This is a genomic window from Sandaracinobacteroides sayramensis (assembly GCF_022014495.1).
GTDB classification, from domain to species: domain Bacteria; phylum Pseudomonadota; class Alphaproteobacteria; order Sphingomonadales; family Sphingomonadaceae; genus Sandaracinobacteroides; species Sandaracinobacteroides sayramense.
This window is the reverse complement of record NZ_JAKLSQ010000010.1, coordinates 32,222-45,598: the sequence shown is the minus strand read 5'-3', so window position 1 is coordinate 45,598 and position 13,377 is coordinate 32,222. Positions and strand designations below refer to the sequence as shown.

The following is a 13,377-nucleotide window of genomic DNA, read 5'->3' as shown; positions in this document are numbered from 1 at the left end:
AACCGCCGTCACCCCGGGCTTGACCCGTGGTCCAGCTTTTTCCTCTCCCCCGCCCCGGCCCCCCCAACAAGGTTAAGGCCGATTTCAGCCTCTGTTCAACCAGAACGGCGGCTTCTAGACTGAAGCTACAACCAGAACAGTCGGGACGACCACATGAAGACCGCAGCCGCCATCCTGTCCGCCGCCCTTATGCTTTCGCTGGGCGCCTGCAGCTCCACTCCGAAGGCGAATGTGCTTCGCTTCCACCAGAATCAGGCGATCGAGCGCGGCACCATCTACATCCGGCCGGCCAACCCGCAAATGGCCGGCAGCCTGGAATTCCAGGCGCAGGCGAACGCCGTCGGCGGCCAGCTCCAGGCGCAGGGCTTCACTGTCGTCTCCACACCGCAGACGGCGCAGTTCGCGGCCGTCGTCGATGTGCAGACGTCCGAGCGGATGGCGCCCGCGCGCCAGTCCGGCCTTTCGATCGGCATCGGCGGCGGCTTCTCGTCGGGCAATGTCGGAGTCGGCACCAGCGTCAACGTGCCGGTCGGCGGCAGCCAGCCGCGCGCCAATGTCGCCACCACCACCACGCTTTCGGTCGCCATCGTCAGCAATCCGGGCAACCAGTCGGTCTGGGAAGGCCGCTCCAGCCTGGACACCGAAGCCGGCGGCCAGCAGGGCACGACGCTGGCGCCGGTCCTCGCCCAGACGATGTTCAAGGGCTTCCCCGGCCCAGCCGGGCAGACGGTGCAGGTCCCCATCCGCTAGGCCAAAGCCCCACAGACATAATGGGATATTCTTTTCCGTCACCCCGGGCTTGACCCGGGGTCCAGCTTCGGGTCCCCGCCGGCTGGAAAGCGGGCCCTTGGTCAAGCCGGGATGACGAAGGGAAGTATCCGTCCCAAACCCGGGCGCATTCGCCCGGAAGCGGTTGACGCCCCGGCCGGATAGCTGGCAACCGGCCGGAAACATCGGGGGGAGGAACCGCCTTTGGAAGCGGACCGGATACGGCATCGGCGCGCCTTGTGGGCCAGTTTCGTCGGCACGGGCATCGAATTCTACGATTTCTACATCTACGCAACCGCCGCCAGCCTGGTGTTCGGGCAGATCTTCTTCCCCCCCGGAGACCCGGGCGTGCAGCAGATGGCGGCCTTCGCCACGCTTGCCGTCGCCTTCTTCGCGCGGCCGGTCGGCGCCGCCGTCTTCGGCCATTATGGCGACCGCATCGGCCGCAAGGCGACGCTCGTCGCCTCGCTCCTCACCATGGGGCTTTCCACCACGCTCGTCGCCTTCCTGCCCACCTACGCCATGGCCGGCTGGATCGCGCCTTTCGCGCTTTGCGTCCTGCGCTTCGGGCAGGGCTTCGGCCTCGGCGGCGAATGGGGCGGCGCGGCGCTGCTGGCGGTGGAGAATGCGCCGCCCGGCTGGCGCGCCCGCTTCGGCAGCGCCCCGCAGATGGGGGCGCCCGCCGGCTTCATCGCCGCCAACGGCCTGTTCCTGATCCTCGGCTTGTGGCTCACGCCTGAGGAATTCGCCGCCTGGGGCTGGCGCATTCCCTTCCTGCTGTCGGCGGCGCTGGTCGCGGTCGGCCTGTGGATTCGCCTGCGGCTGGGCGAAACGCCGGAATTCAAGGCCGCGCTCGCCGAGGCGCCGCCGCCGCGTGTGCCGCTGGGCGAAGTGCTGAAGCGGCATCGCGGCGCGCTGCTGGCCGGCACCATCGGCGCCGTCTGCTGCTTCGCCACCTACTATATCGCCACCGCCTTCCTGCTGGGCTGGGGCACCAAGTCGCTCGGCTATCCGATGCAGGATTTCCTCGCCGTGCAACTGGTCGCCATATTGTTCATGGCGGCGGGCATCTATCTGGCCGCCTGGCTGGCGGACGTGCGCTCCGATCCCCGCCGGGTGCTGGCGGGCGGTTGCGTTCTGATCGCCTTGATCGGCCTTCTGATCGCGCCGCTGATGGGCGCGGGGCTGATGGGCGCCTTCCTGTTCCTGTCGCTGCTACTGTTCGGCATGGGCTTCGTCTATGGCCCGCTGGGCGCCTGGCTTCCCGGCCTGTTCCCGCCGCGCGTCCGCTACACCGGCGCTTCCATGACCTTCAACATCGCCGGAGTCATCGGCGGCGGCCTCACCCCGCTCATCGCCCAGGCGCTGGCGCTGAAAGGCGGCCTCGCCCCGGTCGGCCTCTACCTCGCAGCCGCCGCCATCCTCAGCCTGGTGGCGCTGATCTGGTCAAGGCGGCACCAAAGCCCCTCCCCTTGAACGGAGAGGTTGGGGTGGGGGCGCACCGCGAACATTTCCCTACAGAATTTTAGCCCATCCACCTGAAAACAAAGAAAAGTTGGATGTTCCACGTGGAACATCCAACCCATTGTTCCACGGCCTCAGGCCAGTTGGTATCCGGCAAACTGCTCGCGCAGCGCCACCTTTTGGATCTTGCCGGTGGCGGTGTGCGGAATGGAGTCGACGAACTCCACCGCGTCCGGCATCCACCATTTGGCGATCCTGCCCTGCAGATATTCCAGTATCTCCGCCGCCGTCACCACCGAGCCCTCCTTGCGGATCACCACCAGCAGCGGCCGCTCGTCCCACTTCGGATGCCGCACGCCGATCACCGCGGCTTCCGCGACTCCGGGGCAGCCGATAGCGATATTCTCGATCTCGATGGAGGAAATCCATTCCCCGCCGGACTTGATCACATCCTTCGAACGGTCGGTGATCTGCATATAGCCGCCGGGGTCGATGGTGGCGACGTCGCCGGTGTCGAACCAGCCGTCCTTGTCCAGGATCTCGCCGCCGTCGCCCTTGAAATAGCTGGCGACGATCCACGGACCGCGCACCAGCAGCCGCCCGAAGGCGACTCCGTCGCGCGGCAGTTCCCGGCCCTCATCGTCCACCAGCTTCAGCTCCACGCCGAAGATGCCGCGCCCCTGCTTGCACTTCAGGTCGATCTGCTTCTCGCGCGGCAGCTTCAGCGCGTCGGCCGAAAGCGAGCCGATGGTGCCGAGCGGAGTCATCTCCGTCATCCCCCAGGCGTGGCAGACGTCGACTCCATATTTCTCCTCGAACGCCTCGATCATCGAGCGCGGCGCCGCCGAGCCGCCGATCACCACCCGCTCCAGCGGCTTCAGGTCGGCGCCGGTCGCTTCCAGATGCTGCAACATGCCAAGCCAGATGGTCGGCACCGCCAGAGTCAGCGTCACCTCCTCCTTGCGGATCACGCTGGCGATCGTCGGCGCGTCGAAATGCGGGCCGCACATCACCAGTTTGGCCCCGGTGGCGGCCGCCGCATAGGGCACGCCCCAGGCGTTGGCGTGGTACATCGGCACCACCGGCAGCACCACCGCGCGCGAGCGGATGTCCAGCACATCGCCCATGCAGGCGCCATAGCTGTGCAGCACATTGGCGCGGTGGGAATATTGCACGCCCTTGGGATTTCCCGTGGTGCCCGAGGTGTAGCAAAGCCCCGAAGGCGCGGTTTCCGGCATCGCCGTCCAGGCGGCGTCGGCATCCTCGCCGCCGATCATCTCCTCATAGCAGATCAGCTTCAGCGAGCTGTCGGCGGGCATATGCGCCCGGTCGGTCAGCAGCACATAATGCTCGATCGTCTTCAGCTTCGGCGCCAGCGCCTCCACCAGCTTCACGAAGGTCAGGTCGAAGAACAGCACCCGGTCTTCGGCGTGGTTGGCGATATAGGCGATCTGCTCCTCGAACAGGCGCGGGTTGATGGTGTGCGCCACCGCCCCCATGCCGGAAATGCCATACCAGCTTTCGATATGCCGGTGAGTGTTCCAGGCCAGCGTCCCCACCCGGTCGCCGGCCTTCACGCCCAGCTTCCGCAGCGCTTCCGCCACCTGCTTCGCCCGGCCCTGCACCTGCCGCCAGTCTGTGCGGACTTCATGCCCCTCGCAGGTCAGGCTGACGATTTCCCGCTCGCCGTGATTCTGCGCCGCATGGTCGATCAGCCGCCATACGTTGAGCGGCCATTCCTGCATCGTTCCGCTGGTCATCATCCTCTCCCTCGCGGCCGATCCTAGCCGCCGGGCGCGCCGACTGGAAAGGGCGAAGATGCGGAAAACCGGCGCTTTTCAGAGGGCGCTTGACAGCTTTGGAACAAAAGAAGAACATCGTTCCACGAATCAGCCGCAGGAAAGACGATTGCCATGGCAGACCCGACGCTTTTCGGCCTTATCGGCCCCGCCGCCCTCCTCGCCGTCCTGGCGGTGAACGGCTGGATGCTCTGGCGCCATGCGCCACGACTGGCGGCGGCACTTGAACTGCGGCCGGAACCCCATCCCGCCTTTGTCGGCAGCGGCGGGGAACCCAATGTGCTGCCGTTCGCCGGCCGACGCGCCGCGCGGCCCATGATCGCCCCCGCTCCTTTCCGCCTCGCGGCCTGAGGCGGTTCAGGCGGCGGTTTCGCGGCCTGCGCGCTCCGCCTTGCGCAAGCGGGCGTAGCGCAGGCTGGCGAAGGGGAAAGCCACCGTGTAGGCGAAGGCGACCAGGAACAGCATCAGCCAGGGGCTTTGCGCGGTCGCCGCCGCGAACAGGCCGAAGGCGGCCAGCACGAACAGCCGCGCGGATCGCGGCACATGCACCGATTTGAAGCCCCAGCCCGGAAGGGAGGACACCATCAGGAAGGCGGTGACGGCGGTGACGGCGGCGACGATCAGCGCCTGCGTGTGCGGATCGGGGTCCAGCGCCCCGTCGAACGCCAGGCTCCAGAACAGCGGCATCAGCGCTATGCCGGCGCCGGCCGGGGCCGGCACGCCGGTGGTGAAGCCCAGCCGCTTCTTCGGCAGATCCTCCTGATCGAGCGCGGCGTTGAAGCGCGCCAGCCTGAGCGCGCAGCAGACGGCCAGCGCCAGCGCCACCACCCAGCCGAAGCGCCCGAGGTCGTTCAACGCCCAGAGGTAGAGGATCAGCGCCGGGGCGACGCCGAAGGCCGTCACGTCGGACAGCGAATCCAGCTCGGCGCCGAAGCGGCTGGTGCCGCGCAGCAGCCGCGCCACCCGGCCGTCGATCCCGTCCAGAAGCCCGGCGATGACGATAGCGGCGGCGGCCTTGTCGAACTCGCCGGAAATGGCGAAGCGCACGCCGGTCGCCCCCGAACAGAGCGCCAGCATGGTGATGGCGTTCGGGATCAGCGCCCTGAGCGGCAGCGCCGGAGTCCCCCCCTTTTCGTTCGGTGGCGCCCCGCTCACTGGCCCCTCGCGCACTGGCACGGACTCATTGGCACACACTCACGGACGCGGCCTCACTGGCGCGGACCGGGAAGCGCGGGCGCGGCGCCGCGCGCGGCCAGCACCGTTTCCCCGGCGATCGCGCGCTGGCCCTTCACCACCTGCGGCGCATAGCCGGCGGGCAGGAACACATCCACCCGGCTGCCGAAGCGGATGAGGCCCACCCGCTGGCCGACGCCGACGCTGGAGCCTTCGCGCACGAAGGCGATGATCCGCCGCGCGACCAGCCCGGCGATCTGGGTGAAGCCGACGCGGGTGCCGTCGGCGGCTTCCACCAGGAAATATTGCCGCTCATTCTCCTCGCTGGCCTTGTCGAGGTCGGCGTTCAGGAATGCGCCCGGCACATAGACCATGCGCTTCACCACGCCGGCGATGGGGGTGCGGTTCACATGCACGTCGAACACCGACATGAAGATCGAGATGCGCGTGGCGGTGCCGGGGTGGAGCGCGTCCTCGCCCAGCAGCTGCCGGGGCAGCTCCACTTCCATGATCTGGCTGACGAGCCCGTCGGCCGGCGAGACGATGAGATTGTCGCCGGCCGGCGACGCCCGCCTGGGGTCGCGGAAGAAGGCGAGGATGAAGAGGGTTAGCGCCAGGAATATCCAGCCCAGCGGCCCCCATTCGGCGAGGAAGGCGAGCGCGGTGACGGCGCCGGCGACGCCGGCGTAGCGCCAGGCTTCCGGGTGGATGCTGGGCCAGCTCCAGGCGACGGGCTCGGAGCCGGCCGAATGGGCGGCGGGAGGGGGGGCAGCCGGCTTCGGGGCGGGCATTTCCGGCGCCGGAGTCGAAGCGACCTCATTCTCGCCCGCTGCCGGAAGCTCGTCGGGCTGCGGCGGTTGCGGCTCGGGAAACGATGCGACCGTCTGAGGCTCCGGCGGGGCGGGCGGCACGGGCGACTGGGGTTTTGGCTCTTCTGGCATGAAGGGAAACTAGGCGGACTGTCGGCAAACGGAAAGGGCCGTTGCGACGATGCCGCATCTTTTACCCGGGCGCGGACGGGGCTAAGGGGTGAAAATGGCCAGCAACGCCGCCCCCTTGCGGGCTTTCACCCCCCCCACCGCCCGCCCCGCCCTCCTCGCCGACTGGCTGCTGGGCGTCGCCCTGCTGGTGTTCGTGATGATCGTGGTGGGCGGGATCACCCGCCTGACGGAATCCGGGCTTTCCATCACCGAATGGAAACCGGTGACGGGCGCCGTCCCGCCGCTGAACGAAGCCGACTGGCAGGCGGAATTCCTGAAATATCAGCAGATTCCCGAATATAAGGAGCTGAACCGGGGGATGACCCTGGCCGAGTTCAAATTCATCTATTTCTGGGAATGGGCGCACCGGCTGCTGGGGCGGCTGATCGGCCTCGCCTTCGCCCTGCCGCTGGCCTGGTTCGCCGCGCGCCGCGCCATTCCGAAGGGCTATGGCTGGCGGCTGGTCGCGCTGCTGGCGCTGGGCGGGCTGCAGGGCGGCATCGGCTGGTGGATGGTGACTTCAGGCCTCTCCGAACGCACCGACGTGTCGCACTATCGGCTGGCGGTGCATCTGCTGGCGGCGCTCTTCATCCTCGCCGGGCTGATCTGGACGGCGCTGGATCTGAAACGCCTGCAAGCCGACCCCCGCGCCCGGCCGGCGCGCCTGACCGGCCCGGCGGCCCTGGTTTCGCTGATCCTTTTCGTGCAGCTTCTCTATGGCGCCTGGGTGGCCGGCCTCAACGCCGGGCATGCCGCCTACACATGGCCGCTGATGAACGGCAGCTTCGTTCCCGAGAATATAAGCTGGGCGGGCCTTTCCACCTTCGTGAACGACCCGCATCTGCTGCATTTCATCCACCGCTGGTGGGCCTGGGTGACGGTCGGCGCGCTGATCTGGCTGGCGAGGCTGGCGCGCCGCGCCGGCAGCCGGCCGGCCTCCATCGCCATCCATTGCGCCTTCGGCACGCAGATCCTGCTGGGCATCGCCACGGTGATGAGCGAGATGAACATCACGCTCGCCGTGCTGCACCAGGCGGTCGGCGCGCTGGTGGTGGCCGCCACCGCCTGGGGCGCGCATGTGATCGGCCGCCGGCGGTGAGCGGCATCGCCAGCGTCCAGGCCCTCTTCGAGACGGAGGCGGACGCCCGCCGGATCGGCCGGGCGATGGTGGAGCGGCGGCTGGCGGCCTGCGTGAACATCCTCAGCCCTTGCGCCTCCATCTACCGCTGGGAGGGCGAGGTGCTGGAAGCGGCGGAAGTGCCGGCGCTGTTCAAGACCGACACGGCGCTGGTGCAGCCGCTGATCGAGGCGATCGCCGAGGCGCACGGGTATGAGATTCCGGCCATAGTCTCCTGGGGGATAGAAGCCTGCCACCCGGCCTATGCCGCCTGGGTGCGGGCCGAAACCGGGCCGGACGGCCCTGCCCGCTAGGTTGGGAGCCTATACGAGCCCTTGCTTTATTTTTCCGTCACCCCGGGCTTGACCCGGGGTCCAGCTTTCTTCCTCAAGCTGGGCGCCAGCAGAAAAGCTGGCCCCGGGTCAAGCCCGGGGTGACGAAGGCACCGGCAAGACGAAGGCACGAGGAAGACGAAGGCACGAGGAAGACGAAGGCATGGGGAATAGGCATCCTCAATCCAGGCTGCGGCCGGAGATGTCGAAGGAGTTGCGATGCGCCCGAGGATCGTGATCGTGGGGGCGGGTTTCGGCGGGATGGCCGCCGTGCGCGCGCTGAAAGGCGCGGCCGCCGACATCACCCTCGTCGACCAGACGAACCACCATCTGTTCCAGCCGCTGCTCTACCAGGTGGCGACCGCCGCGCTGTCGCCGGCCGACATCGCCACGGCGAGCCGGGTGCTCACCCGCGGCCAGCCGGAGGTGCGGGTGCTGATGGCCGAGGCGGTCGGGGTCGATCCGAAGGAAAAGCTGTTGCGGCTGGCGGACGGCGACCCCCTTCCCTTCGACCATCTGGTGCTGGCGACGGGGGCCGCCTACAGCTTCTTCGGCCATGACGAATGGGCCGAACATGCGCAGGTGCTGAAGTCGCTGGACGACGCGCTGGCGATCCGGGAACGCCTGCTGTTCGCCTTCGAGAAGGCGGAGCGGACCGACGATCCGCAAGAGGTGCGGCGGCTGCTGACCTTCGTGGTGGTGGGCGGCGGGCCGACCGGGGTGGAGATGGCGGGCACCATCGCCGAACTGGCGCTGACGACGCTGGCGCGCGACTTCCGCCGGATCGACCCCAAATCCGCCCGCATCCTGCTGTGCGAGGCCGGCCAGCATGTGCTGGGCGCCTTTCCGGCGGACCTGCCCGCCTATGCGACCGAAGCGCTGCGCTCGCTCGGAGTAGAGGTCCGCCTGGGGCAGGCGGTGTCGCTGGTCGATTCCGCCGGAATCGTGCTGGGCGAAGAACGGATCGACGCCGCCAATGTGCTGTGGTGCGCCGGCACCCAGGCCCGGCCGGCGGCGCGATGGCTTGCGGCCGACGCCGCGCGCAACGGCGCCGTCCGCGTGCGGCCCGACTGTTCGGTTCCCGGCCATCCCGACATCTTCGCCATCGGCGACGTCTCCAGCTTCGAGGCCGGCGACGGCAGGCCGCTGCCGGGCCTTGCGCCCGTGGCCAAGCAGCAGGGGAAATATGTGGGGAAGCTGCTGGCCGCGCGGATCGCCGGGCGCGCCGCGCCGCCGCCTTTCCGATACCGCGACATGGGCACCATGGCGGTGATCGGGCGCTCCCGCGCGATTGCCGATTTCGGGCGCTTCCAGATGCGGGGATTCCTTGCCTGGCTCGCCTGGTCTCTGGTGCACCTGATGCTGCTGGTGGATTTCCGCAGCCGGGTGATGGTCTATACGAACTGGTCCTGGGCGTGGTTCACCTATGGGCGCGGCGCCCGGCTGCTGACCGGCAAAGGACGGAAGGATAGCGCTCGGAAGGACGGCTGAAAGCCTCGGCGGAATCATGGGGTATTATAATACCACACGCCTTTTCCTTGCCTTTTCGCAAGGCTTGGCTTAGGGGCGCGCCTTCAATCGCGAATACCAAGCGTGAAGGACGCTACACCCATGTTGACCCGCATTACCGCCTCGGCGAAGCCCGCCGAAGTGGAAAAGAAGTGGATCCTGATCGACGCCGAAGGTCTCGTCGTCGGCCGTCTGGCATCCATCGTTGCCAACCGCCTGCGCGGCAAGCACAAGGCCAGCTTCACCCCGCACGTCGACTGCGGCGACAATGTGATCATCATCAACGCCGAGAAGGTGCGCTTCACCGGCCGCAAGCTCTCGCAGAAGATGTATTACCGCCACACCGGCTACGCCGGCGGCATCAAGGAAGTCCGTGCGGACAAGGTGCTGGAAGGCGCCTTCCCCGAGCGCGTGCTGGAAAAGGCCATCGAGCGCATGGTGCCGCGCGGCCCGCTGGGCCGCCAGCAGATGAAGAACCTGCGCATCTTCAAGGGTGCCGAGCATCCGCACGCCGCCCAGAACCCCGAGGTGCTCGACGTCGCCTCGATGAACCGCAAGAACAAGGTTGCCGCGTAATGAGCGAGAACACCCCGCAGGAAGATACCCGCATGAGCCTGGCGGACCTCGCCCGGCTGAAGGCGGAAGCCGAAGCCGCCCCGGCCCCGGCCGTGGAAGCCGCGCCGGAAGCCGTTGCCGTTGCCGCCGCCCCGCAGGCCGCTGCTGCCCCGGTTCAGGCCGAGCCGGTCGCGCTGCGCCCGCAGCAGCTGGACAAGTTCGGCCGCGCCTATGCGACCGGCCGTCGGAAAGATGCCGTCGCCCGCGTGTGGCTGAAGCCCGGCTCCGGCAAGATCATCGTCAACGGCCGCGACCAGACCGTCTATTTCGCCCGCCCCACGCTGCGTCTGGTGATCAACCAGCCGTTCGACGTGGCCGAGCGCCGCGAGCAATATGATGTGGTGGCGACCGTGGTCGGCGGCGGCCTTTCCGGCCAGGCCGGCGCGGTGAAGCATGGCATCGCCCAGGCGCTGAGCCGCTACGAGCCGGCGCTGCGCACCGCCGTGAAGCAGGCCGGCTTCCTGACCCGCGACAGCCGCGCGGTCGAGCGGAAGAAGTATGGTAAGGCCAAGGCCCGCCGCAGCTTCCAGTTCTCGAAGCGCTGATTCGAAGGCGGCCGCGAACAGCGCGCAGCGCTGTCTCGCGGACTTGCCGCAGAAGCGGCCGGCGGAGCCGGGGGTATCCATCCCCGACCCGTCCGACGGAGAGGCCCGGCTTTGCCGGGCCTTTTTCGTTGGAATCATATGGCCTCACGCAGCGGACTCACCGGCTTTGCCGGCGGCCGCATCCGAAGCCCAGCTTCTCCGGCCCCAAGCCAAAGCAGGACGAACCGAACCCGCAAGGGGTTTGCCCCGGCGGCGGCACGCCTTATTACAGGCACGCAATGCTTGCCCGCTTCCTCCTCCTGATCGCGGCGCTTTTCGCCGCGCCCGCCTTTGCGCAATCCTCGACGCAGCTGGAAAACACCCATGTCGAGCTGGTCTCGGAGGCGAAGGCCCCGGCGCCGGGGCAGCGCTTCACCATCGGCGTGGTGATGACGCCGAAGAAGGGCTGGCACACCTATTGGGAGCATCCGGGCGACAGCGGTATGCCGACGCGCGCCGACTGGAAGCTGCCGGAAGGCGCCAGCGCCTCCGCCTTCCGCTATCCGGTGCCGGAGACCTATGTGGTCGCCGGGCTGATGAACCATGTCTATTCGCAGGAAAATGTGCTGCTGGCCGAGGTGGATGTGCCGCAGGGCGCTTCCGGCGCGTTCCCGCTGAAGGTGCGGCTGGACTGGCTGGTGTGCGACGACAGCATCTGCATTCCCGAAGGCACCGACCTGACACTGCCGCTGACGATCGGCGACGGCGCCGCCGACCCGGCGCAGAAAGCGCGGTTCGAGGCGGCGCGGGCGGCGCTGCCGAGGCAATTGTCCGAACAGGCGCTGTTCCAGACGGACGGCAAGCGAATCCGCATCTCCGTGCCCTTCGCCGGGCCGGAAAGCGTGACCAAGGCGCATTTCTTCGCGCTTTCGGACGATGCCGTCGGCTTCGCCAGCCCGCAGAGCCTTTCGGTCGCGGAAAATGCGCTGGTGATCGAGACGGATGCGGTCGCCGGGGCGACGCCCGAGAAGGTGCCCGGCCTGCTGCGCGTGGAGCGCGGCGGCGAGGTGCTGGGCCTGACGTTGACAGCGGTGCCGGGCGAAGTGGCGGCGGGCCGGGCGGCCGGCGGCGCTTCGGCCATGGCGGGCTTCCTGCCGGCCTTCGGGCTGGCGGTGCTGGGCGGATTGCTGCTGAACCTGATGCCCTGCGTGTTCCCGATCCTCAGCCTGAAGGCGCTGAGCCTCGCGAAATCCGGCCATTCCGAAGGCGCGGCGCGGACCGAGGGGCTGGCCTATGCTGGCGGCGTGATCCTGGTGACGACGCTGCTGGGGCTGGCGGCGATCCTGATCGCGCGGGCCGGCGCCGGCGCCGGCTGGGCCTTCCAGTTGCAGGATCCGCGCGTGATCCTGTTCCTGATGCTGCTGACCTTCGCCATCGGCCTGAACTTCGCCGGGCTGTTCGAAGTGAACCTCGGCTCGGCCAATGCCGGGGCCAGCCTTGCCTCCAAGCCGGGGGCGAAGGGGGCCTTCTTCACCGGGGCGCTGGCGGCCTTCGTCGCCACGCCCTGCACCGGGCCGTTCATGGCCGGCGCGCTGGGCGCGGCGCTGGTGTTGCCGCCGGTGGCCGGGCTTGCGGTCTTCGCCGGGCTGGGGCTGGGGCTTGCCCTGCCCTTCCTCGCCGTCGGCTTCGTGCCGGCCTTGCGCCGGCGGCTGCCGAAGCCCGGCGCCTGGATGCTGACCTTCCGCCGCATCCTCGCCGTGCCGATGCTGCTGACGGCGCTGGGGCTGGCCTGGGTGCTGGGGCGCCAAGCCGGGCTGGAAGGGCTGATCGCCGGCCTCGGCGCCGCGCTCGCCTTCGCCATCGCCCTTTGGGTGTTCGGGATTCGCCAGCAGGACGGACGCAACAACGCCGTGCCGCTGGCGCTGGCGGCGGTCGTCGCGCTGGGGGCGCCGCTGGCGCTGGGCAGCCTGCCGGCCGAAGCCGCGACCGGCGCCGCGGCGCATGGCCCCGCCGCCCTCGACGCCAGGCCCTTCTCCCGCGAGGCCCTCGGCGCGGCGCAGGCCGCGCGCACCCCCACCTTCCTCTATTTCACCGCCGACTGGTGCCTGACCTGCAAGGTGAACGAGAAAGGCGCGCTGTCCGACCCGGCCGTCGCCGAGGCCTTCCGGAACGGCGGGATTCAGGTGATGGTGGGCGACTGGACCCGCCCCGACCCCGCCATCGCCCGCTTTCTGGAAGAGCGCGGCCGGGCCGGAATCCCGCTCTACCTCTTCTACGGCGCCGACGGGCAGGTGAAGGAACTGCCGCAACTGCTGACCGTCGACACGCTGACCGCGCTTGCAAGCCCCGGTTCACCCAGAAGCTGATAAGGAGACTGCCATGATGAAGTATCTGATCGCAGCCGCCGCCGTCGCCACCCTCGCCGCGCCGGTTTCCGCCAACGCCGTCGTCGGCCAGCCGGCGCCCGCCTTCACCGCCAAGGACAGCAACGGCAAGAGCGTCTCCCTCGCCGACTTCAAGGGCAAGCCGGTCGTGCTGGAGTGGACCAACGCCGACTGCCCCTTCGTGCAGAAGCATTATTCCAGCGGCAACATGCAGAGCCTGCAGGCCGACGCCCGCAAGTCCGGCGCCGTCTGGCTGACCGTCAATTCCGGCGCGCCGGGCAAGCAGGGCCATGTGACCGGCGCCGAAGCCAACGCCAAGGTGAAGGCGCAGGGCTTCGGCTCCACCGCCTATCTGCTGGACACGGACGGCGCCATCGGCCGCGCCTATGGCGCGAAAACCACTCCGCACATGTATGTGATCGCCCCGGACGGCAAGCTCGCCTACGCCGGCGGCATCGACGACGTGCCCACCGCCAACCCGGCCGACATCGCCAAGGCCCGGCCGCTGGTGAAACTGGCGCTGGCCGACGTGCAGGCCGGCAAAGCCGTCGAAACCCCCACCAGCCGCCCCTACGGCTGCTCGGTGAAATACTGAGTTCCGCGGCAGGCGGCGCCTGATATCGTCGCCCCGCGTCATGCAATCGCATGACGCGGGGCGCACCCGAATCGCCCTATGATCAGCCCCGACAGCCGCCGCGTGCGGCCTTTCTGG

At 68.7% G+C, this 13,377-nt stretch carries 13 protein-coding genes; 10 read left to right on the top strand and 3 right to left on the bottom strand.

Features of this window, described 5'->3' with window-relative positions:
• The first annotated feature begins 153 nt into the window (after positions 1-153).
• Both L6Q21_RS08450 and L6Q21_RS08445 read left to right on the top strand, forming a co-directional pair.
• Complete coding sequence (locus tag L6Q21_RS08450; protein WP_237830307.1) at positions 154-750, top strand: DUF4136 domain-containing protein; 597 nt, start codon at positions 154-156, stop codon at positions 748-750.
• A gap of 222 nt (positions 751-972) precedes the next feature.
• Positions 973-2,244, top strand: a complete 1,272-nt coding sequence (locus L6Q21_RS08445) for an MFS transporter (protein ID WP_237830306.1) — start codon at positions 973-975, stop codon at positions 2,242-2,244.
• A gap of 122 nt (positions 2,245-2,366) precedes the next feature.
• Here the strand turns inward: L6Q21_RS08445 and L6Q21_RS08440 are convergent, their stop codons facing one another.
• Entirely contained in the window at positions 2,367-3,995 is a 1,629-nt protein-coding gene (locus L6Q21_RS08440; RefSeq protein ID WP_237830305.1) for a long-chain-fatty-acid--CoA ligase, read from the bottom strand.
• A 150-nt stretch (positions 3,996-4,145) separates the two neighbouring features.
• Between L6Q21_RS08440 and L6Q21_RS08435 the strand changes: the two genes are divergently transcribed.
• Positions 4,146-4,382 carry a hypothetical protein gene (locus L6Q21_RS08435; protein ID WP_237830304.1) on the top strand — a complete coding sequence of 79 codons (237 nt, stop codon included), beginning with the start codon at positions 4,146-4,148 and terminating at the stop codon, positions 4,380-4,382.
• Positions 4,383-4,388: 6 nt separating this feature from the next.
• Here the strand turns inward: L6Q21_RS08435 and L6Q21_RS08430 are convergent, their stop codons facing one another.
• Together L6Q21_RS08430 and L6Q21_RS08425 are read right to left on the bottom strand one after the other, a co-directional pair.
• A complete protein-coding gene (locus L6Q21_RS08430; protein WP_237830303.1) occupies positions 4,389-5,186 on the bottom strand; it encodes a CDP-alcohol phosphatidyltransferase family protein in 798 nt (265 codons plus the stop codon).
• Positions 5,187-5,239: 53 nt separating this feature from the next.
• Positions 5,240-5,995 carry a phosphatidylserine decarboxylase gene (locus L6Q21_RS08425; RefSeq protein ID WP_237830657.1) on the bottom strand — a complete coding sequence of 252 codons (756 nt, stop codon included), beginning with the start codon at positions 5,993-5,995 and terminating at the stop codon, positions 5,240-5,242.
• A 244-nt stretch (positions 5,996-6,239) separates the two neighbouring features.
• Between L6Q21_RS08425 and L6Q21_RS08420 the strand changes: the two genes are divergently transcribed.
• From L6Q21_RS08420 to L6Q21_RS08390, 7 genes are all read left to right on the top strand, one after another.
• On the top strand, positions 6,240-7,283 hold the full coding sequence (locus L6Q21_RS08420; protein ID WP_237830302.1) for a COX15/CtaA family protein: 1,044 nt from the start codon (positions 6,240-6,242) through the stop codon (positions 7,281-7,283).
• Positions 7,280-7,615, top strand: coding sequence for a divalent-cation tolerance protein CutA (gene cutA, locus L6Q21_RS08415; RefSeq protein ID WP_237830301.1), 336 nt, complete (start codon positions 7,280-7,282; stop codon positions 7,613-7,615). The genes L6Q21_RS08420 and cutA overlap by 4 nt, the downstream gene beginning before the upstream one ends.
• Before the next feature lie 237 nt (positions 7,616-7,852).
• On the top strand, positions 7,853-9,124 hold the full coding sequence (locus L6Q21_RS08410) for an NAD(P)/FAD-dependent oxidoreductase (protein ID WP_237830300.1): 1,272 nt from the start codon (positions 7,853-7,855) through the stop codon (positions 9,122-9,124).
• Between the two features lie 120 nt (positions 9,125-9,244).
• Positions 9,245-9,718, top strand: coding sequence for a 50S ribosomal protein L13 (rplM, locus tag L6Q21_RS08405; protein WP_237830299.1), 474 nt, complete (start codon positions 9,245-9,247; stop codon positions 9,716-9,718).
• Positions 9,718-10,302 carry a 30S ribosomal protein S9 gene (gene rpsI, locus L6Q21_RS08400; RefSeq protein WP_237830298.1) on the top strand — a complete coding sequence of 195 codons (585 nt, stop codon included), beginning with the start codon at positions 9,718-9,720 and terminating at the stop codon, positions 10,300-10,302. The genes rplM and rpsI overlap by 1 nt, the downstream gene beginning before the upstream one ends.
• 278 nt (positions 10,303-10,580) lie before the next feature.
• Entirely contained in the window at positions 10,581-12,647 is a 2,067-nt protein-coding gene (locus L6Q21_RS08395; protein ID WP_237830297.1) for a protein-disulfide reductase DsbD family protein, read from the top strand.
• Between the two features lie 13 nt (positions 12,648-12,660).
• On the top strand, positions 12,661-13,260 hold the full coding sequence (locus tag L6Q21_RS08390) for a thioredoxin family protein (protein WP_237830296.1): 600 nt from the start codon (positions 12,661-12,663) through the stop codon (positions 13,258-13,260).
• Positions 13,261-13,377 lie beyond the last annotated feature (117 nt).

Coding starts and splice junctions, on each gene's coding strand:
- L6Q21_RS08450 (WP_237830307.1), top strand. CDS start 154: ATGAAGACCGCAGCCGCCATCCTGTCCGCCGCCCTTATGCTTTCGCTG.
- L6Q21_RS08440 (WP_237830305.1), bottom strand. CDS start 3,995: ATGATGACCAGCGGAACGATGCAGGAATGGCCGCTCAACGTATGGCGG.
- L6Q21_RS08435 (WP_237830304.1), top strand. CDS start 4,146: ATGGCAGACCCGACGCTTTTCGGCCTTATCGGCCCCGCCGCCCTCCTC.
- L6Q21_RS08425 (WP_237830657.1), bottom strand. CDS start 5,995: ATGCCCGCCCCGAAGCCGGCTGCCCCCCCTCCCGCCGCCCATTCGGCC.
- L6Q21_RS08420 (WP_237830302.1), top strand. CDS start 6,240: ATGGCCAGCAACGCCGCCCCCTTGCGGGCTTTCACCCCCCCCACCGCC.
- L6Q21_RS08410 (WP_237830300.1), top strand. CDS start 7,853: ATGCGCCCGAGGATCGTGATCGTGGGGGCGGGTTTCGGCGGGATGGCC.
- rplM (WP_237830299.1), top strand. CDS start 9,245: ATGTTGACCCGCATTACCGCCTCGGCGAAGCCCGCCGAAGTGGAAAAG.
- rpsI (WP_237830298.1), top strand. CDS start 9,718: ATGAGCGAGAACACCCCGCAGGAAGATACCCGCATGAGCCTGGCGGAC.
- L6Q21_RS08395 (WP_237830297.1), top strand. CDS start 10,581: ATGCTTGCCCGCTTCCTCCTCCTGATCGCGGCGCTTTTCGCCGCGCCC.
- L6Q21_RS08390 (WP_237830296.1), top strand. CDS start 12,661: ATGATGAAGTATCTGATCGCAGCCGCCGCCGTCGCCACCCTCGCCGCG.